Genomic DNA, 18,897 nt, shown 5'->3' with positions numbered 1-18,897 from the left:
GATGGTAGGAGATAAAAAGATTTATTGTTAACGGAGTGATAATTATTGGTTTAAATATGGATATGCAATCGGTTTCATATTTATAAAAATAAATGAGCATATTTTTAGTTTAATTCTTGCGGGCTGTTTGCCGGGCGGCACTGCGTTTGCCCGGCCTGTAAACCGTAGGCCCGGTAAGCGAAGCGCCACCGGGCATTACGTAGGCTAGCGCTTTTTACCCATCGCCGCCGCCAGCGCATCCATCATCGCGCTGTTGCCGGAGGGCTGTGCTTCACGTCCGCGTGGTTTCGCCGCCGGACGCTGCTGACGCGCCTCGCTGTTACCGCCGCCACGACGTGCGTTGGTCTCGCCAGGCTGCTCGTCCAGACGCATGGTCAGGGCGATACGCTTGCGCTGCAGATCCACCTCCAGCACTTTCACCTTCACGATGTCGCCCGCTTTGACCACGGTGTGCGGGTCTTCAACGAACTTGTCGGCAAGGGAGGAGATATGGACCAGGCCATCCTGGTGCACGCCGATATCCACGAAGGCACCAAAGTTGGTGACGTTGGTGACCGCACCTTCCAGCACCATGCCCGGCAGCAGGTCGTTCATGGTTTCAACGCCCTCGGCAAAGGTCGCGGTTTTAAACTCAGGACGCGGATCGCGGCCCGGCTTCTCCAGCTCTTTGATGATGTCGGACACGGTCGGCACGCCGAACTTCTCATCGGTGAAGTCGACCGCTTTCAGGTTACGCAGCTCGCTGCTGTTGCCCATCAACGCCTTCAGCGCCTGCTGGGTCGCGGCCAGAATACGCTCGACAACCGGATAGGCTTCCGGGTGAACGGTGGAGGCATCCAGCGGGTTGTCACCGTGGTTGATACGCAGGAAGCCCGCGCACTGCTCGAACGCTTTCGGCCCCAGACGGCTCACCTTCAGCAGCTGCTGACGGTTCTGGAACTGACCGTTCTCGTCGCGCCAGGCGACAATGTTCTGCGCCATCATGCGGGTTAAACCCGCCACGCGGGTCAGCAGGGCGACGGAGGCGGTATTCAGGTCAACGCCGACGGCGTTCACGCAGTCTTCCACCACCGCATCCAGCTTGCGCGCCAGCTGCGTCTGGCTGACGTCGTGCTGGTACTGGCCCACGCCGATAGATTTCGGATCGATCTTCACCAGCTCGGCCAGCGGATCCTGCAGACGACGGGCGATAGAGACCGCACCGCGCAGGGAGACGTCCAGATCCGGGAACTCCTGCGCCGCCAGTTCGGAGGCCGAATACACGGACGCGCCCGCTTCGCTGACAATCACTTTCTGGGCCGTCACTTTCGGGAACTGCTTTTGCAGATCGAGGAAGAAACGCTCGGTTTCACGTGAGGCGGTACCGTTGCCGATCGCCACCAGCTCCACGTTGTGCTTCTCGCACAGCGCCGCCACGGCCACCGCCGCTTTGGCCGCCTGGCCGGTGTGGGGGTAGATGGTGTCGGTGGCAACCAGCTTGCCGGTGCCATCCACGACCGCCACCTTCACGCCGGTACGCAGGCCCGGATCGAGGCCCATGGTGGCGCGCAGGCCCGCCGGAGCGGCCATCAGCAGATCGTGCAGGTTACGGGCAAAGACGTTGATCGCCTCATCTTCGGCGCGTTCGCGCACGGTGCCCATCAGTTCGGTTTCGAGGTGCATCAGCACCTTGATACGCCAGGTCCAGCTCACCACCCCTTTGCGCCAGCTGTCTGCCGGAGCGTTGTTCAGGCGCAGGCCGAGATGGTCGGTGATGATCTGCTCGCCGTGGCTCTCTTTCGGCGGCTCGTCAAACTGCGGGTCGGCATTCAGGGAGAGCTGCAGCACCCCTTCGTTGCGGCCGCGGAACATCGCCAGCGCGCGGTGAGACGGCGTGGTAGAAATCGGTTCGTGGTGATCGAAGTAGTCGCGGAATTTCGCACCTTCTTCCTCTTTGCCGCTGACCACGGTGGAGACGATATGGGCGTTCTTCCATAGGTAGTCACGCACTTTTGCCAGCAGGGCGGCGTCTTCGGCAAAGCGCTCCATCAGAATGTAGCGTGCGCCATCGAGGGCGGCTTTGGTATCGGCTACGCCTTTATCGGCATCGACAAACTTCGCGGCTTCGGTTTCCGGGTCGTGGGACGGCGTGGTCCACAGCAGATCCGCCAACGGCTCCAGGCCAGCTTCAATGGCGATCTGCCCGCGGGTGCGGCGTTTTTGTTTGTACGGCAGGTAGAGGTCTTCTAGCTCGGTTTTATTCAGGGTGCCGTTGATGGCTTTGGCCAGCTCGTCGGTCAGCTTCCCCTGGTCGCCGATGGATTTCAGGATCGCCTGACGCCTGTCTTCCAGTTCACGCAGATAGCCAAGGCGGGTTTCCAGGTTACGCAGCTGCGTATCATCCAGACCGCCAGTCACTTCCTTACGATAACGTGCGATAAACGGCACGGTGTTCCCTTCATCAAGCAGGCGAACGGCAGCTTCTACCTGTTCAGCCCTGGCCTGAAGTTCACCCGCAATAATGCGGCAGAGCGAATCTTTCATCATGGCTATTTCATCTTGTGGGTCGAAAAATCAGGGGATAGTTATACGGACTGGCACGGCAAAATGCCAGTCGACGCGCCAGGCTCTCGGATTGTTCCTGCGGGTTATTTCACATAGTCGATGGCGTTCACATACCAGGTGGCTTCCCCGGCAGGGGTGAGCACCACGGCCAGATCGCCGACCTCTTTTTTCAGCAGCGCCCGGGCCATTGGCGAGTCGATGGAGATGTAATCCTTACGACCAAAAATTTCATCGTAGCCGACAATCCGAAAGCGTTTGAGATCGCCATCGTCGTTTTCGATCTCCACCCACGCGCCGAAGAAGACTTTGCCCTCCTGCTGGGGTGAATAATCGACGATTTTCAGGTTCTCAAGGCATTTGGTCAAATACCGCACCCGGCGGTCGATTTCGCGCAGCCGTTTCTTGTTGTACTGGTAGTCGGCGTTTTCACTGCGGTCACCCAGACTCGCGGCCCAGGTCACTTTTTTCGTCACCTCCGGGCGCTCTTCCCGCCACAGCGTGTCCATCTCTTTCTTCAGATTTTCATACCCTTCGCGGGTGATCAGGGGCGTTTTCATTCTCTGGCCTTACGACTTAGGTTGCATACCTTGCGCACATTACGTATCACTTAGCGTAACAGACAAGATTAATAATGAGTTATGTGACGAATTGTGCAGATAAGCTCCTGTAAAATATGCTTTGTAACAATTTCGACTAGAATTTATACCAGAATTAGCTGGTCGTAGACGCGCACTTTTTTAGAATACGCTGTTCAAGATTATCCGAACCTTTGGGAGTACTGACAATGCAAGAGAATTATAAGATTCTGGTGGTGGATGACGACATGCGCCTGCGCGCGCTGCTCGAGCGTTATCTGACCGAGCAGGGCTTCCAGGTTCGTAGCGTCGCCAACGCCGAACAGATGGACCGCCTGTTAACCCGCGAATCCTTCCACCTGATGGTGCTGGATCTAATGCTGCCTGGCGAAGATGGTCTCTCCATCTGCCGCCGTCTGCGTAGCCAAAGCAACCCGATGCCGATCATTATGGTGACGGCGAAAGGGGAAGAGGTTGACCGTATCGTGGGCCTCGAAATTGGCGCCGATGACTACATTCCAAAACCGTTTAACCCGCGTGAGCTGCTGGCCCGTATCCGTGCCGTACTGCGTCGTCAGGCGAACGAACTGCCGGGCGCACCGTCGCAGGAAGAGGCCGTTATCGCATTCGGTAAGTTCAAGCTGAACCTCGGCACCCGCGAGATGTTCCGTGAAGACGAGCCTATGCCGCTGACCAGCGGCGAGTTCGCGGTACTGAAAGCCTTAGTCAGCCATCCGCGTGAGCCGCTCTCCCGCGATAAGCTGATGAACCTGGCGCGTGGCCGTGAATATTCCGCGATGGAGCGCTCCATCGACGTACAGATCTCCCGCCTGCGCCGCATGGTGGAAGAGGATCCGGCGCATCCGCGCTATATCCAGACCGTCTGGGGTCTGGGCTACGTGTTTGTCCCGGACGGCTCTAAAGCATGAGGCGAATGCGTTTCTCGCCGCGTAGCTCGTTTGCCCGCACCCTGTTACTGATCGTCACCCTGCTGTTTGTCAGCCTGGTGACGACCTACCTGGTAGTGCTGAACTTTGCGATCCTGCCGAGCCTGCAACAGTTTAATAAGGTCCTGGCCTACGAAGTGCGTATGCTGATGACCGATAAACTGCAGCTGGAAGATGGCACGCAGCTGGTGGTGCCACCGGCGTTTCGCCGGGAAATCTACCGTGAGCTGGGGATATCGCTCTATTCCAACGAAGCGGCGGAAGACGCAGGCCTGCGCTGGGCGCAACATTACGAATTCCTCAGCCAGCAGATGGCGCAGCAGCTGGGCGGCCCGACGGAAGTGCGCGTTGAGGTCAACAAAAGCTCGCCGGTAGTCTGGCTGAAAACCTGGCTCTCCCCCAACATCTGGGTGCGCGTGCCGCTGACCGAAATCCATCAGGGCGACTTCTCGCCGCTGTTCCGTTACACCCTGGCGATCATGCTGCTGGCGATAGGCGGCGCCTGGCTGTTTATCCGTATCCAGAACCGACCGCTGGTCGACCTGGAGCATGCGGCGCTCCAGGTCGGTAAAGGCATTATCCCGCCTCCGCTGCGCGAGTATGGCGCGTCGGAAGTGCGGTCGGTGACCCGCGCCTTCAACCATATGGCGGCAGGCGTTAAGCAGCTGGCCGACGACCGTACCCTGCTGATGGCCGGGGTCAGCCATGATCTGCGAACCCCGCTGACGCGTATTCGCCTCGCCACCGAAATGATGGGCGAGGAGGACGGCTACCTGGCGGAGTCCATCAATAAGGACATCGAAGAGTGCAACGCCATTATCGAGCAGTTCATCGACTACCTGCGCACCGGGCAGGAGATGCCGATGGAGATCGCAGAGCTAAACGCGGTGCTGGGCGAAGTGGTGGCGGCCGAGAGCGGCTACGAGCGTGAGATCGAAACCGACCTGCAGCCGGGTGATATCACCGTGCGCATGCATCCGCTCTCCATCAAGCGTGCCGTGGCGAATATGGTGGTTAACGCCGCCCGCTATGGCAACGGCTGGATCAAGGTCAGCAGCGGCTCTGAACTAAACCGCGCCTGGTTCCAGGTGGAAGATGACGGTCCGGGCATTAAGCCGGAGCAGCGCAAGCACCTGTTCCAGCCGTTTGTGCGTGGCGACAGCGCGCGCAGCACCAGCGGCACCGGCTTAGGTCTGGCGATTGTGCAACGTATCGTGGATAACCATAACGGTCTGCTGGAGATTGGTACCAGCGAGAGGGGTGGGTTATCTATCCGCGCGTGGCTGCCGGTTCCGTTTACCCGTGGACAGGTGAAAGAGAGTTAAATCGATCCCCTCACCCCGACCCTCTCCCACAAGGAGAGGGAGAAAACATTAAAAAAGGCAACTTGCGTTGCCTTTTTGCTTTTACCTTGTGCGGCCTGATGCCCTCACCCCGGCCCTCTCCCACAGGGAGAGGGTGCAAACATTAAAAAAGGCAACTTGCGTTGCCTTTTTGCTTTTACCTTGGTCCCGCACTCACCAGCGCCGCACCTGCCGGCGTATCGGTGTACTTCTCAAAGTTTTCCACGAACAGTTTCGCCAGGGTGGTGGCTTTTTCCTGCCACTGCTCCGGTGAACCGTAAGTATTACGTGGGTCGAGGATACGGCTGTCCACGCCCGGCAGTTCGGTCGGGATCGCCAGATCGAACATCGGCAGGTTGAAGGTTTCCGCTTCATCCAGCGAACCGTTCAGAATGGCGTCGATAATGGCGCGGGTATCTTTGATGGAGATACGTTTGCCGGTGCCGTTCCAGCCGGTGTTGACCAGATACGCCTGCGCGCCTGCGGCCTGCATGCGTTTCACCAGCACTTCGGCGTACTGCGTCGGGTGCAGCGACAGGAAAGCCGCGCCGAAGCAGGCGGAAAAGGTGGGGGTCGGCTCAGTCACGCCGCGCTCGGTACCGGCCAGCTTGGCGGTAAAACCGGAGAGGAAGTGATACTGGGTCTGGCTGGCGGTCAGGCGTGAAACCGGCGGCAGCACGCCGAATGCGTCGGCGGTGAGGAAGATCACCTTGGTCGCGTGGCCTGCTTTCGACACCGGCTTCACGATGTTGTCGATGTGGTAGATCGGGTAGCTGACGCGGGTATTCTCGGTTTTTGACGCATCGTCAAAATCGACCGAGCCGTCGGCACGCACCGTCACGTTCTCCAGCAGCGCATCGCGGCGGATGGCCTGGAAGATATCCGGCTCCGCTTCTGCCGACAGACGAATGGTCTTGGCGTAGCAGCCGCCTTCGAAGTTAAACACCCCGTCATCATCCCAGCCGTGCTCGTCGTCGCCAATCAGGCGGCGTTTCGGGTCGGTGGAGAGGGTGGTTTTACCGGTGCCGGACAGGCCGAAGAATACCGCCACGTCGCCTTTCTCGCCCACGTTCGCCGAGCAGTGCATGGAGGCAATGCCCTGGAGCGGCAGCAGGTAGTTCATCACCGAGAACATCCCTTTCTTCATTTCGCCGCCGTACCAGGTGCCGCCGATCAGCTGGATACGCTCGGTCAGGTTAAAGGCGACAAAGTTCTCCGAGTTCAGACCCTGCTCTTTCCAGTTCGGGTTGGTGCACTTGGCCCCATTCATCACCACAAAATCAGGTTCGAAGCTTTGCAGCTCTTCATCGGTGGGGCGAATGAACATGTTCTTTACGAAATGCGCCTGCCAGGCGACTTCGGTGATAAAGCGGACGGAAAGGCGGGTGTCGGCGTTGGCGCCGCAGTAAGCATCGATGATAAACAGACGCTTGCCGGAGAGTTGTTGGGTAACGAGAGTTTTCAGCTGCTGCCAGGTTTCCGGGGAGATCGCTTTGTTGTCGTTCTTCCCTTTGCCATTATCCGCCCACCACAGGGTGTCGCGGGTGGTATCGTCACGGACAATATACTTATCTTTTGGCGAACGGCCGGTAAAGATACCGGTATCGACAGCAATAGCGCCGGTGGTCGTCAATATACCGCGTTCGTATCCTTCCAGTGCTGGATTAAGCTCTTCCTGATACAGCGTATCGTAATCGGGGTTGTAGACGATATCGTGAGCGTCGTTGATACCATAAGCCTTGAGATCCTGCGGGGTTAAACCATTAACACGCATATCACTGCTCCTTAGCCAATATATACTGCCTGAAATTGTAGGGGTTTTACTCGAATGTTAACCGCGACCGGGCTCATAGATTTGCGTATCTGGACCAAAACCCTTTATGACGGAAAACGCTGTGACTCCTGTCACTTCGCGGAGCAGATTATGGCAGGATTCACTTTTTGGTTGGTGAAAATGTTCTGAAAAGGTTAATTGGCGGTAAATTTAACTATGAGAATGTGAGTGTAAGCGCATACATGAAAGAAAATTACGAAAGACTTACATTACTGATAACGATTCAGCAGGATCGGAAGGAATAGTGAATAAAATGAAAGGGTAGCCGAGCAGAGGGAAAGGTCAACTGCCCCCGAGAGAGGGCAGTTAACGGAACAACTTAGTGCAGCTGAGGATCGGCCGGGGAGGCGTTGTTGCGGATCTCGGCAATGTCCATCGAGTTGAAGACGTAGTGCGAACCGCAGTAGTCGCAGTGCATGTCGATCTCGCCCTCTTCGGCCATGATGCTGTCGATCTCTTCATCCGGCAGGGTTTTCAGCGCGCCCGCGCAGCGTTCACGGGAACAGGTGCATTTGAACTCTACGTCCTGCGGATCGTACAGCGTCACCTCTTCTTCGTGATAAAGACGCCACAGCACTTCGTTCGCCGGCAGGGTGAGTAGCTCTTCGGCTTTGATGGTTTCGGTCAGGGTTGCCAGGTGATCGAAATCGTCGCCCTGGGCGTTCTGAGCGGGCAGCACCTGCAGCAGCATACCGCCTGCTGCCAGCTGGCCGTCAACTTCGCCGGTGCGGATAAACAGACGCGTCGGCAGCTGTTCGGAACGCAGGAAGTAATCTTCCAGGCAGGCCGCCAGGGTGTCACCTTCCAGACCGACCACGCCCTGATAGCGTTCACCCTCTTCCGGAGAGATGGTGATCACCAGGTAGCCGTTACCGACCAGGGTTTTCAGGTCTGCGCCTTCCGGGATCTCGCCCTGTACGCGCGCCACGCCGCGCATCTGCTGCTGGTTGTTGCCGTTGATCACCGCCAGGCTCATCGGGCCATCACCCTGCAGCTGCACGGTGATATCACCGGCAAATTTCAGGGTGGCGGTCAGCAGGCTGGTGGCAACCAGCAGCTCGCCCAGCACGGTTTTCACCGGCAGCGGGTAGTTGTGGTTTTCCAGGATCTGTTTCCAGGTTTCGGATACCGTCACCAGCTCGCCGCGAACGGCAAATTGTTCAAACAGATAGCGGTGTAATTGGTCGTGTTGGGCCATAATCATCTCTCGTTCAGCAAGAATCACTCATTCTCGCCATTTTTAAATTTAATCAGATCGCGACGTTCTTTCTTGTCCGGTCGCCTGTCGGGATGCGGCATGGTCAGGGCATTCAGCTTTCGCGCCTGCGCCATCTTCTCGCGCTTTTCAACGCTTTCTGCCGTCTCTTCATACAGGGTGCTGGCTTCCGTTGCCGGGCGACGCTGTTCGGTAACGTTTTTCACGATCACCGTCCGTTCGTCGTTGCCCTGACGCAGGGTCAGGGTGGCGTTCAGCTCCACGAGCTTGCTCGGTTTGCTGCGCTGCCCGTTGTAATGCACTTTGCCGCCTTCAATCATTTCCCGGGCGAGGGCGCGCGTTTTGTAAAAGCGGGCAGCCCACAGCCATTTGTCCAGTCTTACCCCTTCGGAGGGCTTCTCTTTCATGGCTTCTCCTTCACGGTGAGTGAGGGGATCATCCGGCGATAGTCGTTCAGCCCCGGATGTCGCAGATAGCTTTTTTCAGCCAGGCCAGAATCAGGATTGGTGACGCCAAGGCAATAACGAATGCCAAAGGTTGCCGCCGCATCCAGAATCGGTTCGCTGTCATCAATGAACAACGTCCTTTCTGGTTGCAGGCCGGTCTCTTCTGCCACCGCCTGCCACAATCGCTGATCCTCTTTCGGATAACCAAATGTGTGGGTGGAAAGTAATAAATCAAGGTGTGACGCCAGACCGGTATGTTCCAGCTTCACCGCCAGATTATGCGGATGCGCGTTGGTCAGCAGTATGCGCCGCTTGCCGCTCGCTTTCAGGGCATCAAGAAAGGGAACGGTATCTTCACGCAGCACGGCATGCGGGCCCTGAGCGGTGGTCATCGCGCAAATATCCAGACCGAGGCGTTCGCTCCAGTAGTCCAGGCAGTACCAGTTTAGCGTATGTTGTACGGCAGTATATTGCTGGCGGATGAATTCCTGCGCTTCTGCCGGGGAGATCCCCTGCTGCTCGCCGTAGGTCTCCGGCACCAGTTTTTGCCAGAAGTGGTTATCAAACGCGAGATCGAGCAGCGTGCCGTCCATATCCAGCAGGACGGTATCGACCTCCTGCCAGGCGATATCAAAATGCATGGGGGAATACTCCAGCCAGAAGAAACGTGCGCGACAGGGTAGCATATCCTGTCGCGCGGGAGCGTTATCCGATCAGGCTCTCAGGCGCGGGGATAAGCTTCGGGTTGAGGCAATTTTCGTAGTATTGCTGAATATCCGCCAGGCGGGTGCGCGAGCGCTGGTAGCGACGCAGCGCCATAAAGGCGTTCCAGAGCATGCAGACGACCATCGTCAGCATCAGCAGCGAGGTGGCGATATAGCGCCATAACCCGGCGCTGTCCGGCATGCTGTGCAGCTCAACATGGCGGGTACCGTTGGCATCGGTAAAGAGGCCGGTCACAATCCCTTCGGCGCTGAAAGGCGTGCGCATCAGCATCTGCGCCAGACGCTGAAACTCGCCCCACTGCTCCTGGGCCGGGTAATCATACAGCGCCACCGACGGGTAGGGCTGATCGACCAGCTCGCTGCCTTCATCGCTGACGATCACAAAGCCGCCTGGGGCAGGGCTGTTAAGCGCCTGGGCGGCTCGGGAGGTTTCGCGCATAACGAACGGGGCGGTAGAGGTGGCGACCAGGTTTTCCAGCGACTCCGCGCTGACCGGACGCAGCAGCACGTTGACGCCATCAAGACGGCCGCCGTCGGCACGTTTCACCAGCGCCTCCCAGTCTTTGCTGTTGCCGAGGTTAACCAGCGCATTTTTCAGCCTGACGCACTCATCCTGCTCTGCGCACAGCTCCTGGGTTTTCATCACGATATCGCCGAAATCATCCAGAAGGATCATGCCCGATTTCTGGATAGCCGAGCGTAATGCCGGGCTGACGCGTGAGTTATCTTCCGGTTTTGGATGTAGCTGGCTCGACAGCGCCTGAGTCAGGGCCGTGGCTTTGTTGACGATGTCGGATTCCGGCAGCGGCAGGGGAGCCGCGTCATTCCAGATCACCTGCGAGCAATCAAACGGCGTAAAGGGTGAGCTTTGACGGGCGTTCCAGGTGCCAGGGGCATGGATATTACACATCCCGGTGCCCTTCAGGCGCAGCGTATCGCCAATACGCACGCCCGCGCTTTCGAGCTCCCCGACGCTGGTGGCCTCGATGGTCTGAGCGCCTTTAATCCACGACAGGGTAAATTTGATCGGCATATCCAGCGGGACGAGCAAAACCAGCATCGCCAGCACCAGCCCGGCGCCACCGGCTATTACCGTGCTGCGCAGCCAGTGCTGCAGCGGGAAGTTTTTCACCTCGTCATGCAGGGATAAATAACGTCCCTGGCGCACGACGTGCCGGTCAAGATAGATATCAATATCGGTTTTTTGCCCTAAATCCTGGGCCAGCCACGGCTGCCAGTGGCGCGGATAGATCAGGTCGATAATCCCCAGCGAGATATTGTTGACGTGGTCCTGATCGTTTTCGCCAAACAAACCCCAGCGTTTAGGCGTGCCGCGCAGGCAGTGGATCTCACGCAGCGCATTTTTAGCCGGCGGGGCGAAGAGTCCCCACAGGCCCGCCGCCAGCAACAGCACGCCGCCTCCGGCGAGCCACGGGGCAAAAACGTCGGGGCTCATCAGGCAGAAGAAGAAAAGCAGGAACGCGGCGACGATCAGCAGTGCTTCGCGGATGCCGTCCGGGCGGCTCAGGGCGTACTCTTCGTGGGTCTCCTGACGAATATTCAGCAGTTCAATCTGCTCGGTCTCTTCGCCACGAATCGACGCCTGGGTTGAACTGACGTGCTCCAGCGAAAAGTGGGGCGCTTCCTGGACATACTCCGCGATGGAGTGGCCATTGAGGGCGATCACCAGCGGGATGGAGTCGGTGTGGATCAGCTCAACGCTGTTTTCATCATTGATGTACTGTTCCCAGGACGGCGGCAGATGTACTTCAGCCGAATCGAGGTAGTAACGCCATTTATTGGGATCGTCAGTGGTAATACCGTAGCGGGTAATGGAGCGCGTCACGCAGAGCACGGTGTTGCTCTGAGCATTAAGGCTCAACGAGACCGGCGCGGCGCTGGCACCTGTTGCCGGCGTCTGCTGGATACGGTTAAAGGACTCAAGATATTGCTCAATCGCGCTGCGTTCTTCAGCGGTGAGCTTGCGGGTACTCGCCCCGGCAAAGGCATTGAGATAAGGCAGGCGATATCGACGCTGCGCCCGACGCCGGTACAACCACCCTGCAATGAATGCGCAGGCCAGCATAGCAGCGATGACAATCAAAATGGTGCTCATGCTTTCCCCATCTTACTTTTTCTTACAGGTGTAGTCAGTAGCACCTTTTTAACAGTGAACGCGTGTCTGTGGTTGGCTATCGGCATGTAAGGTGTTGAACTTGAGCAATATGAAGCGCATCCCAGTGATCGCTGATGATAGCAAAGCTAACCCTGACGGGATATCAGCAAATTCCTGGAATAATTTCAAGCTCTTGACATTTTATCTGAAATAAGGAATGAATCTGCACAGGTTACACAAATGTAAATAAAGCGCGATTGACATTGCCGAAACCGTGCGGCGTATCGCACAATGACGCCAGTTCACTCAGCAAAGACCCGTCAAAATGAGCAAACCCTTACAAAAGCCCACCATCCTGAATGTTGAGACCGTCGCGAAATCGCGCCTGTTTAATGTTGAAAGTGTGGACCTGGAGTTCAGTAACGGCGTGCGCCGCGTCTACGAGCGTATGCGTCCCTCCACGCGCGAAGCCGTCATGATTGTGCCCATTGTTGACGAGCATCTGATCCTGATCCGCGAGTACGCCGTGGGAACCGAATCTTACGAACTCGGCTTCTCCAAGGGGTTGATTGATCCCGGCGAATCGGTCTTTGAGGCCGCAAACCGCGAGCTGAAAGAAGAGGTGGGGTTTGGTGCGAAAGAGTTAACTTTCCTGAAAAAGCTCAGCATGGCTCCCTCCTATTTTTCCAGCAAAATGAATATCGTGCTGGCGGAAGATCTCTATCCGGAATCGCTGGAGGGGGATGAACCCGAGCCGCTGCCGCAGGTGCGTTGGCCGCTGGCGCATCTGATGGACCTGCTGGAAGAGCCTGACTTTAACGAAGCCCGGAACGTGAGCGCGCTGTTTCTGGTGCGGGAGTGGCTGAAAGGGCAGGGCAGGTTGTAGCAGAAAAATCCCCCTCTCCCAACGGGAAAGGGGGCAGACGTTTTAGAACAGCTCTTGTGTCTCGCCGTTATCAATCAGAGTCGTACCCACCTCATGCACCGCCTGATGCGTCGGCTGCGTGCCTTCGATGAAATACTCTTCCCGACTGCTGCCGCCATTGGACAGCTGACCGCTGTAGCGATCGATATTGACCGTCACTACGCCAGGCGGCGGCGTTAATGGCTGTTCCGGCACACCGTCCAGCAGCATCTTCATAAAGGCATCCCACGCCGGCTGAGCACTTTTGGCCCCGCCTTCGTAACCGGAAATCTGATCCTTAATCGCCCCGGACGCCGTGGTGCGGCCTAAATCACGACGGTGATCGTCAAAGCCGATCCACACCGAGGTCACGGCACCTGGCCCATAACCGGAGAACCACGCATCTTTCGAGCTGTTGGTGGTCCCGGTTTTGCCGCCGATATCCTTGCGCTGCAGATCGCGACCGGCACGCCAGCCCGTACCCTGCCAGCCCGGCTCGCCAAAAATATTGCTGTTCAGGGCGCTTTTGATCAGGAACGCCAGCGGGGTATTAATCACATGCGGGGCGTACTCCTGAGCCCCGGTCTGTGCCACCAGCGCCTGGTTAGCCTGCTCGAGCTGCGGTTGCGGCACCGCCGCGTTCTGCTGCGCCTGGGAAACGGCGACATCTTCCATGTCCTGATTGTTCAGGGATTCTGATTTTGGCGTATCGCCATAAATCACCGGAATATCACACTCGGCACAGGCAATTTTCGGTTTGGCTTCGAACAGGACGCCGCCCTGATCGTTCTCGATTTTGCTGATGAAGAACGGATCGACCAGGAAGCCGCCGTTCGCCATCACCGCATAACCGCGCGCCACCTGCAGCGGGGTAAAGGAGGCTGAGCCCAGCGCCAGCGACTCGGTATGCACGATGTTCTGTGCCGGGAAGCCGAAGCGTTGCAGGTACTCCGCCGCATAATCGACGCCCATGGCGCGCATGGCGCGAACCATCACCACGTTCTTCGACTGTCCCAGACCCTGACGCAGACGAATCGGCCCGGCGTATTCTGGCGGTGAGTTTTTTGGCCGCCAGTCGGAACCGGCCCCGGCATCCCAGCGGGAGATCGGCACGTCATTGAGGATACTGGCGAGGGTCAGGCCTTTATCCATTGCCGCGGTGTAGAGGAACGGCTTGATATTGGAGCCGACCTGGCGCAGCGCCTGGGTGGCACGGTTAAATTTGCTCTGGTTAAAATCGAAGCCGCCGACCAGCGCCAGCACCGCGCCGTTATGCGGGTCGATGGAGACCAGCGCGGAGTTAACGTCCGGGATCTGCCCCAGCCACCAGGCGTCGTTCACCTGACGAACCCAGATCTGCTGACCCACCTGGACCGCATCGGTCACTTTGCGCGGGGTTGCCCCCTGCTGCGTATCCGAACGATACGGACGCGCCCAGCGGATGCCCTCCATGCGCAGCGACACCGAGGTACCGTCCGCCAGCATCGCCGTCGCTTCCTGTGGATTGGCCTGGGTTACTACCGCCGCGACAAACGGCCCGTAGCCCGGGAGCGGCTTCAGGGTGTCGGTGATCTTTTTACTGTCCCAGGCGGATTCACCCACCTTCCACAGCACGTTTGACGGGCCGCGGTAGCCGTGGCGCATGTCGTAATCAATCACGTTATTACGCACCGCCTGCTGCGCGCCCTGCTGGACGTTGCGGGTGATGGTGGTGTAGACGCGGTAACCATCTTCATAGGCCTGCTCGCCGTAGCGGGAGACCATCTCCTGACGCACCATCTCGCTGAGGTACGGGGCGGAGAAAGCGATTTCCGGCGCATGGTAGTTGGCGTCAATCACGTCGTTGCGCGCCTGATCGTACTGGGTCTGGCTGATATAGCCTTCACTCAGCATGCGCGACAGCACCACGTTGCGGCGTGCGGTGGCGCGATCCAGCGAGTAGAGCGGGTTGAAGGTGGAAGGCGCCTTCGGCAGACCGGCGATGGTCGCCATTTCACTCAGGGTCAACTGGTCAATGGATTTGCCGAAATAGACCTGTGCCGCCGCGCCCACGCCATAGGCACGGTAGCCGAGATAGATCTTGTTGAGATAAAGCTCGAGGATCTCATCCTTGTTCAGCATCTGCTCAATGCGGATCGCCAGGAACACTTCCTTGACCTTACGCATCAGCGTTTTTTCAGGGCTCAGGAAGAAGTTACGCGCTAGCTGCTGGGTAATGGTACTCGCGCCCTGAGAGGCATGACCGGAGAACAGCGCCACGCTTGCGGCACGGAAAATCCCCACCGGGTCGACGCCATGGTGCTCATAAAAGCGGCTGTCTTCGGTGGCAATAAAGGCTTTCACCATGACGGGTGGGATCTGATCCAGGGTCAGCGGAATACGGCGCTTCTCACCGTACTGGGCAATAAGCTCGCCGTCCGTACTGTAGACCTGCATCGGGATCTGGAGTCGTACATCACGAAGCGTAGCGACATCAGGCAGTTGCGGCTCAATATATTTGTACAAACTATAAATCGAGCCTGCTCCAAGCAGAATGCAACAGACTGCAAGGATCAATAAATACTTTACGAACTTCACTGGAGATTTCCCATTTAGTTTGAACTGGGCAGTTTCTAAACAATCGCGCGGTAGTATAAAGGCAAGCCTGAAGCATTGATATAGCCGTCATCCCGCGGGACGATAAGGAGATCGTGAAACATGGCGTTTAAAACATGGCATACAGGCGTTCATATTCAACAGGATAAGGTTCTGGCCGTCGCGCTGGTGCGCGAAAAGTCAGGGTGGGGCTTGCGCCGCTGGTGGCAACTTCCTCTGGCGGCAGGGATCATCCGCGACGGGCAAATTCTTCAGCCCGAACAGCTGGCTGCGGCGCTGCGCGAGTGGCGCCAGATGCTGCCTCATCAACATCAAATCTTTCTCGCCTTTCCGGCCGCTCGCACCTTACAGCGCACGCTGCCGCGCCCGGCGATGACCCTGCGCGACAGCGAAAAGACCGCCTGGATCGCCTCGGCAATAAGCCGCGAGCTGGAGATGCCCCCCGATGCCCTGCGGTTTGACTATACGGAAGAGACGTTCAGCCAGTCTTATCACGTCACAGCGGCACAGAATAAGGAGATCGCAACGCTGCTGGAGCTGGCCCAGGTACTGCGACTGCGGCTGGCCTCGGTCACGCCCGACGCCGGGGCGCTGACGCACCTGCTGCCCTTTGTGCAAGCTCCGGCCCAGTGTGTAGCCTGGCGCGATCGGGACCAGTGGCTCTGGGCGATGCGCCACCAGTGGGGCAGGCGCGGGCTGGCGGAGGCCCCGGACGTCGATCGGCTGGCCGCCCTGTTGGCACTCAGGGTTGATGAGATCGCCTGTTGTGGGGCGGGCAATTTTGACCCCTGGTGTGTGTTATCCCGCACCCAGCCGCCGCTGCCGGAAAATGGGGCGGATTTCAGCGTTGCGCTGGCGCTGGCGACCGGAGATTGCTCGCGATGAGGGCGGCCAATCTTCTGCCGTGGCGTCAGCGGCAACGGCATCGCTGCCTGCGCTTCTGGGGACTGATGTTTGCCGGCTCGCTGCTGGTAACTGTGATGGTCTGCGCCGTCACTCGGGCCAGCGATCCTCTTGTGACACGCGCCAGCGCGCTGCGGCATGCCAGCGATCTGGCGCTGCGTCAGGGGCTGGAGCAGCGGCAAAAGCAGTGGACGGCGTTACAGACCCGGCACCAGCAACAGCAGCGCTGGGCACTGCATAAAGCGAAAACAGCAGCCTGGCAACCGGCACTGATCGCCTTATCACGCCACCTGCCGGAGCAGGCCTGGCTGGCGCAGCTGCGCTTTCAGCAGTCGACTCTATCCCTGACGGGTTACGCCGCCACGCTGCCCGCGCTGGGGGCGATGGAGGCCGCGCTCCGCCAGGTGCCGGGGTTTACTCCCGGTGCGCCGGGGGAGATGCGACAGGATGCCCAGGGCCGCTGGCAGTTCAGCTGGACGCTGATCCGCAAGGAGAGTGCAGATGCAGATCCATCCTGACAGCTGGTATGCCATGACGCCGCGCGGGCGCTGCCTGTGCTGGGGCGTCAGTTCAGCGCTACTCCTGGCCTGCTTCATCGGGTTGCAGTGGCGAATGCAGGATCGGCAGATAGCGGCGCAGCAGGCCCGACACGCACGGAATGCAGAGGCTCATGCTCGGCTGTGGGCCGCGGTGCGCAAGCTGTCACTCCCGGAAGATGCGCCACCTTCCCCGGCGGCAGAGCCTTTTTCGCCGCTGGCGTTTGATACCGATGAGCTGCGGATGGTTCGCTGGCAGCCCGGCGGTAGAGGTGGCGAACTGGTGCTTGAGGCGAGCTGGACGCAGATCCCCTCGCTGTTTGCCTCCCTCGCCCGGCACGACGTTGCGGTGGGGCGCTTTAGCATTCAGCCGGAGCAGAAACGATTACAGATAGTCATGCAGCTGGAGCGCCAGGATGCGGGTTAAATGCGGGGTGCTGCTCTTACTGCCGCTGCTTCTCGGCCTGCGCGATCCCTTTCAGCCCCCGACCTCACGCTGCCCGGATGCCGCGCTGCGGCAGTGGCGCTATCTCGGGGTGGTGCTGGGTAAAGTACCGGTGGCGATCGTCAGGGATGAAAGGTCGCACTGGCTGCGCCTTCATCGCGGCGATACCCTGGCGCAAGGCGGAAAAGTGATGGCGCTGGATGAAAAGGAACTGGTCATCGACATGCCTGGGGCGTGTGAGCCTCCGCAGTGGCGATGGCAACGACAAGGAACGAAACAGGATGAAAACAGGGATCGTGGGATTACTGCTGATAGGCAGTCAGGCGCTGGCCGCGGAACCCGCGCCGGTGAGCCTGGTGGTGGATGAGGTACCGGTCGCCCAGCTTCTGCAGGCGCTGGCGGAGCAGGAGAACCGCAACATCATTATCTCCCCGGAAGTCAGCGGCAAGGTCTCTTTGCGCCTGCAGGCCGTCCCCTGGCTACAGGCGCTCCAGACGGTGGTGACCAGTGCCGGGCTGGTGATGCACCAGCAGGCGGGCATTTTTTATATCCACACCGCCACCTGGCAGCAGCAACAGCAGGCCAAAAAAGAGGCCGAGCGGACAAAACGACAGCTCAGCGCGCCGCTGGAGGCGCGCAGTTTCCCTCTCTCATACGCCGATGCGGGGGATTTACAGGCGGCTGCGGAAAAGCTCCTCAGCCCGAAAGGCAGCATGGCGGTAGACAAACGCACCAATCGCCTGCTGGTGCGCGACACCCGCAATGCGCTGGAAGCACTACAGCACTGGGTGGCGCAGATGGATATTCCCGTGGCGCAGGTGGAGCTGGCCGCGCATATTGTTAGCATGAGTGAAAAAAGCCTGCGTGAGCTGGGGGTGAAATGGAATCTGGCTCAGGCGCAGCAGCCGGGTAAGCCAGGAGAGTTGACGTCGCTCAGCAGCGATCTGTCTGTCGCCAGCGCCACCGCTCAGGTGGGGTTTAACATCGGGCGGATTAATGGCCGGCTGCTGGATCTCGAACTCTCCGCTCTGGAGCAGAAGCAGCAGGTCGATATTATCGCCAGCCCGCGCCTGCTGGCCTCGCACATGCAGCCCGCCAGCATTAAGCAGGGCAGCGAGATCCCCTATCAGGTCTCGAGCGGCGAGAGCGGCGCGACCTCGGTTGAGTTTAAAGAGGCGGTGCTGGGCATGGAAGTCACGCCAGTGGTGCTGGCCAACGGGCGCGTGCGTCTGAAGCTGCGCATCAGCGAGAACACCCCCGGGCAGGTGCTGCAGCAGGCCGATGGCGAAACCATGGCAATTGATAAGCAGGAGATTGAAACCCAGGTCGAGGTCAAAAGTGGTGAAACGCTGGCCTTAGGCGGAATTTTTTCTCAGAGGCATAAAACCGGGAGCGAAAGTGTGCCAGGCTTGAGCCGTATTCCTTTACTGGGGCAACTTTTCCGCCATCAGGGAAAAGACAACGAACGCCGGGAGTTAGTGGTTTTTATCACGCCTCGCCTGGTTGCGACGCCGTAATGGCCCGCGATGCCCCGCGTGATTTTGCATTCTGTTTGTTGCAGATGTTTGACGTGGGGCATGAATTAGCATACAAGGAGTACCGATTTGAGAATCAGCTTACTCAATCACACTCCTTAATAACTTAAGCGGCAAGCAGGGTGATTTAATCTGTTGCCAAACAAGCCGGAGTATTGAGATAATTTTTAGTCTGACTCTCGCTCTATCGCATATGAGGTTTCAGTTCATGTCCTGCTACGCCCGATACCGGT

Annotated in this window: 16 protein-coding genes; 8 read left to right on the top strand and 8 right to left on the bottom strand. The window is 58.6% G+C overall.

The window, feature by feature from the left end; genetic code table 11:
• Nucleotides 1-204: 204 nt before the first annotated feature.
• Entirely contained in the window at nucleotides 205-2,526 is a 2,322-nt protein-coding gene (locus tag V7Q49_RS14660; protein WP_333853045.1) for a Tex family protein, read from the bottom strand.
• A 101-nt stretch (nucleotides 2,527-2,627) separates the two neighbouring features.
• The gene (gene greB / locus V7Q49_RS14655) at nucleotides 2,628-3,101 is read right to left on the bottom strand and encodes a transcription elongation factor GreB (protein WP_333853043.1); all 474 of its coding nucleotides are present in this window, start codon (nucleotides 3,099-3,101) and stop codon (nucleotides 2,628-2,630) included.
• A gap of 227 nt (nucleotides 3,102-3,328) precedes the next feature.
• Between greB and ompR the strand changes: the two genes are divergently transcribed.
• The gene (gene ompR / locus V7Q49_RS14650; RefSeq protein ID WP_001157751.1) at nucleotides 3,329-4,048 is read left to right on the top strand and encodes an osmolarity response regulator transcription factor OmpR; all 720 of its coding nucleotides are present in this window, start codon (nucleotides 3,329-3,331) and stop codon (nucleotides 4,046-4,048) included.
• Entirely contained in the window at nucleotides 4,045-5,391 is a 1,347-nt protein-coding gene (gene envZ, locus V7Q49_RS14645; protein ID WP_142487383.1) for a two-component system sensor histidine kinase EnvZ, read from the top strand. The genes ompR and envZ overlap by 4 nt, the downstream gene beginning before the upstream one ends.
• 175 nt (nucleotides 5,392-5,566) lie before the next feature.
• Here envZ and pckA read toward each other — a convergent pair whose 3' ends face one another.
• From pckA to V7Q49_RS14620, 5 genes are all read right to left on the bottom strand, one after another.
• Nucleotides 5,567-7,183 carry a phosphoenolpyruvate carboxykinase (ATP) gene (gene pckA / locus V7Q49_RS14640; protein ID WP_333853037.1) on the bottom strand — a complete coding sequence of 539 codons (1,617 nt, stop codon included), beginning with the start codon at nucleotides 7,181-7,183 and terminating at the stop codon, nucleotides 5,567-5,569.
• Nucleotides 7,184-7,562: 379 nt separating this feature from the next.
• On the bottom strand, nucleotides 7,563-8,441 hold the full coding sequence (gene hslO, locus V7Q49_RS14635) for an Hsp33 family molecular chaperone HslO (RefSeq protein WP_333853035.1): 879 nt from the start codon (nucleotides 8,439-8,441) through the stop codon (nucleotides 7,563-7,565).
• 23 nt (nucleotides 8,442-8,464) lie between these two features.
• Complete coding sequence (gene hslR, locus V7Q49_RS14630; protein WP_142487380.1) at nucleotides 8,465-8,866, bottom strand: ribosome-associated heat shock protein Hsp15; 402 nt, start codon at nucleotides 8,864-8,866, stop codon at nucleotides 8,465-8,467.
• Nucleotides 8,863-9,546, bottom strand: coding sequence for a GMP/IMP nucleotidase (gene yrfG, locus V7Q49_RS14625; protein WP_106995209.1), 684 nt, complete (start codon nucleotides 9,544-9,546; stop codon nucleotides 8,863-8,865). The genes hslR and yrfG overlap by 4 nt, the downstream gene beginning before the upstream one ends.
• Nucleotides 9,547-9,610: 64 nt before the next feature.
• On the bottom strand, nucleotides 9,611-11,746 hold the full coding sequence (locus tag V7Q49_RS14620; protein WP_333853033.1) for an intracellular growth attenuator family protein: 2,136 nt from the start codon (nucleotides 11,744-11,746) through the stop codon (nucleotides 9,611-9,613).
• A 325-nt stretch (nucleotides 11,747-12,071) separates the two neighbouring features.
• Between V7Q49_RS14620 and nudE the strand changes: the two genes are divergently transcribed.
• A complete protein-coding gene (gene nudE, locus V7Q49_RS14615; RefSeq protein WP_142487377.1) occupies nucleotides 12,072-12,632 on the top strand; it encodes an ADP compounds hydrolase NudE in 561 nt (186 codons plus the stop codon).
• A gap of 42 nt (nucleotides 12,633-12,674) precedes the next feature.
• Here nudE and mrcA read toward each other — a convergent pair whose 3' ends face one another.
• Nucleotides 12,675-15,227 carry a peptidoglycan glycosyltransferase/peptidoglycan DD-transpeptidase MrcA gene (gene mrcA, locus V7Q49_RS14610; protein ID WP_333853030.1) on the bottom strand — a complete coding sequence of 851 codons (2,553 nt, stop codon included), beginning with the start codon at nucleotides 15,225-15,227 and terminating at the stop codon, nucleotides 12,675-12,677.
• Between the two features lie 120 nt (nucleotides 15,228-15,347).
• On the opposite strand from mrcA, the gene pilM reads away from it, so the two are divergent.
• Genes pilM through hofQ form a run of 5 tightly spaced genes read left to right on the top strand, consistent with a single transcriptional unit; the run spans nucleotide 15,348 to nucleotide 18,646 of the window.
• The gene (pilM, locus tag V7Q49_RS14605) at nucleotides 15,348-16,130 is read left to right on the top strand and encodes a pilus assembly protein PilM (RefSeq protein WP_333853027.1); all 783 of its coding nucleotides are present in this window, start codon (nucleotides 15,348-15,350) and stop codon (nucleotides 16,128-16,130) included.
• On the top strand, nucleotides 16,127-16,666 hold the full coding sequence (locus tag V7Q49_RS14600; protein ID WP_333853026.1) for a PilN domain-containing protein: 540 nt from the start codon (nucleotides 16,127-16,129) through the stop codon (nucleotides 16,664-16,666). The genes pilM and V7Q49_RS14600 overlap by 4 nt, the downstream gene beginning before the upstream one ends.
• Nucleotides 16,650-17,111, top strand: a complete 462-nt coding sequence (locus V7Q49_RS14595; RefSeq protein ID WP_333853024.1) for a HofO family protein — start codon at nucleotides 16,650-16,652, stop codon at nucleotides 17,109-17,111. Before V7Q49_RS14600 ends, V7Q49_RS14595 begins: the two co-directional genes overlap by 17 nt.
• Entirely contained in the window at nucleotides 17,101-17,496 is a 396-nt protein-coding gene (locus V7Q49_RS14590; RefSeq protein ID WP_333853022.1) for a HofP DNA utilization family protein, read from the top strand. The genes V7Q49_RS14595 and V7Q49_RS14590 overlap by 11 nt, the downstream gene beginning before the upstream one ends.
• Nucleotides 17,411-18,646, top strand: a complete 1,236-nt coding sequence (hofQ, locus tag V7Q49_RS14585) for a DNA uptake porin HofQ (RefSeq protein WP_333853020.1) — start codon at nucleotides 17,411-17,413, stop codon at nucleotides 18,644-18,646. Before V7Q49_RS14590 ends, hofQ begins: the two co-directional genes overlap by 86 nt.
• Nucleotides 18,647-18,897: the final 251 nt, after the last annotated feature.

Source organism: Leclercia sp. (assembly GCF_036780805.1).
Classification (GTDB): Bacteria; Pseudomonadota; Gammaproteobacteria; order Enterobacterales; family Enterobacteriaceae; genus Enterobacter.
This window is presented reverse-complemented; position numbering and strand designations above follow the sequence as displayed.

What these genes read in the sequence shown, in the direction of transcription:
- V7Q49_RS14660 (WP_333853045.1), bottom strand. Translation starts at nt 2,526, where the DNA reads ATGATGAAAGATTCGCTCTGCCGCATTATTGCGGGTGAACTTCAGGCC.
- greB (WP_333853043.1), bottom strand. Translation starts at nt 3,101, where the DNA reads ATGAAAACGCCCCTGATCACCCGCGAAGGGTATGAAAATCTGAAGAAA.
- ompR (WP_001157751.1), top strand. Translation starts at nt 3,329, where the DNA reads ATGCAAGAGAATTATAAGATTCTGGTGGTGGATGACGACATGCGCCTG.
- envZ (WP_142487383.1), top strand. Translation starts at nt 4,045, where the DNA reads ATGAGGCGAATGCGTTTCTCGCCGCGTAGCTCGTTTGCCCGCACCCTG.
- pckA (WP_333853037.1), bottom strand. Translation starts at nt 7,183, where the DNA reads ATGCGTGTTAATGGTTTAACCCCGCAGGATCTCAAGGCTTATGGTATC.
- hslO (WP_333853035.1), bottom strand. Translation starts at nt 8,441, where the DNA reads ATGGCCCAACACGACCAATTACACCGCTATCTGTTTGAACAATTTGCC.
- hslR (WP_142487380.1), bottom strand. Translation starts at nt 8,866, where the DNA reads ATGAAAGAGAAGCCCTCCGAAGGGGTAAGACTGGACAAATGGCTGTGG.
- yrfG (WP_106995209.1), bottom strand. Translation starts at nt 9,546, where the DNA reads ATGCATTTTGATATCGCCTGGCAGGAGGTCGATACCGTCCTGCTGGAT.
- V7Q49_RS14620 (WP_333853033.1), bottom strand. Translation starts at nt 11,746, where the DNA reads ATGAGCACCATTTTGATTGTCATCGCTGCTATGCTGGCCTGCGCATTC.
- nudE (WP_142487377.1), top strand. Translation starts at nt 12,072, where the DNA reads ATGAGCAAACCCTTACAAAAGCCCACCATCCTGAATGTTGAGACCGTC.
- pilM (WP_333853027.1), top strand. Translation starts at nt 15,348, where the DNA reads ATGGCGTTTAAAACATGGCATACAGGCGTTCATATTCAACAGGATAAG.
- V7Q49_RS14600 (WP_333853026.1), top strand. Translation starts at nt 16,127, where the DNA reads ATGAGGGCGGCCAATCTTCTGCCGTGGCGTCAGCGGCAACGGCATCGC.
- V7Q49_RS14595 (WP_333853024.1), top strand. Translation starts at nt 16,650, where the DNA reads ATGCAGATCCATCCTGACAGCTGGTATGCCATGACGCCGCGCGGGCGC.
- V7Q49_RS14590 (WP_333853022.1), top strand. Translation starts at nt 17,101, where the DNA reads ATGCGGGTTAAATGCGGGGTGCTGCTCTTACTGCCGCTGCTTCTCGGC.
- hofQ (WP_333853020.1), top strand. Translation starts at nt 17,411, where the DNA reads ATGAAAACAGGGATCGTGGGATTACTGCTGATAGGCAGTCAGGCGCTG.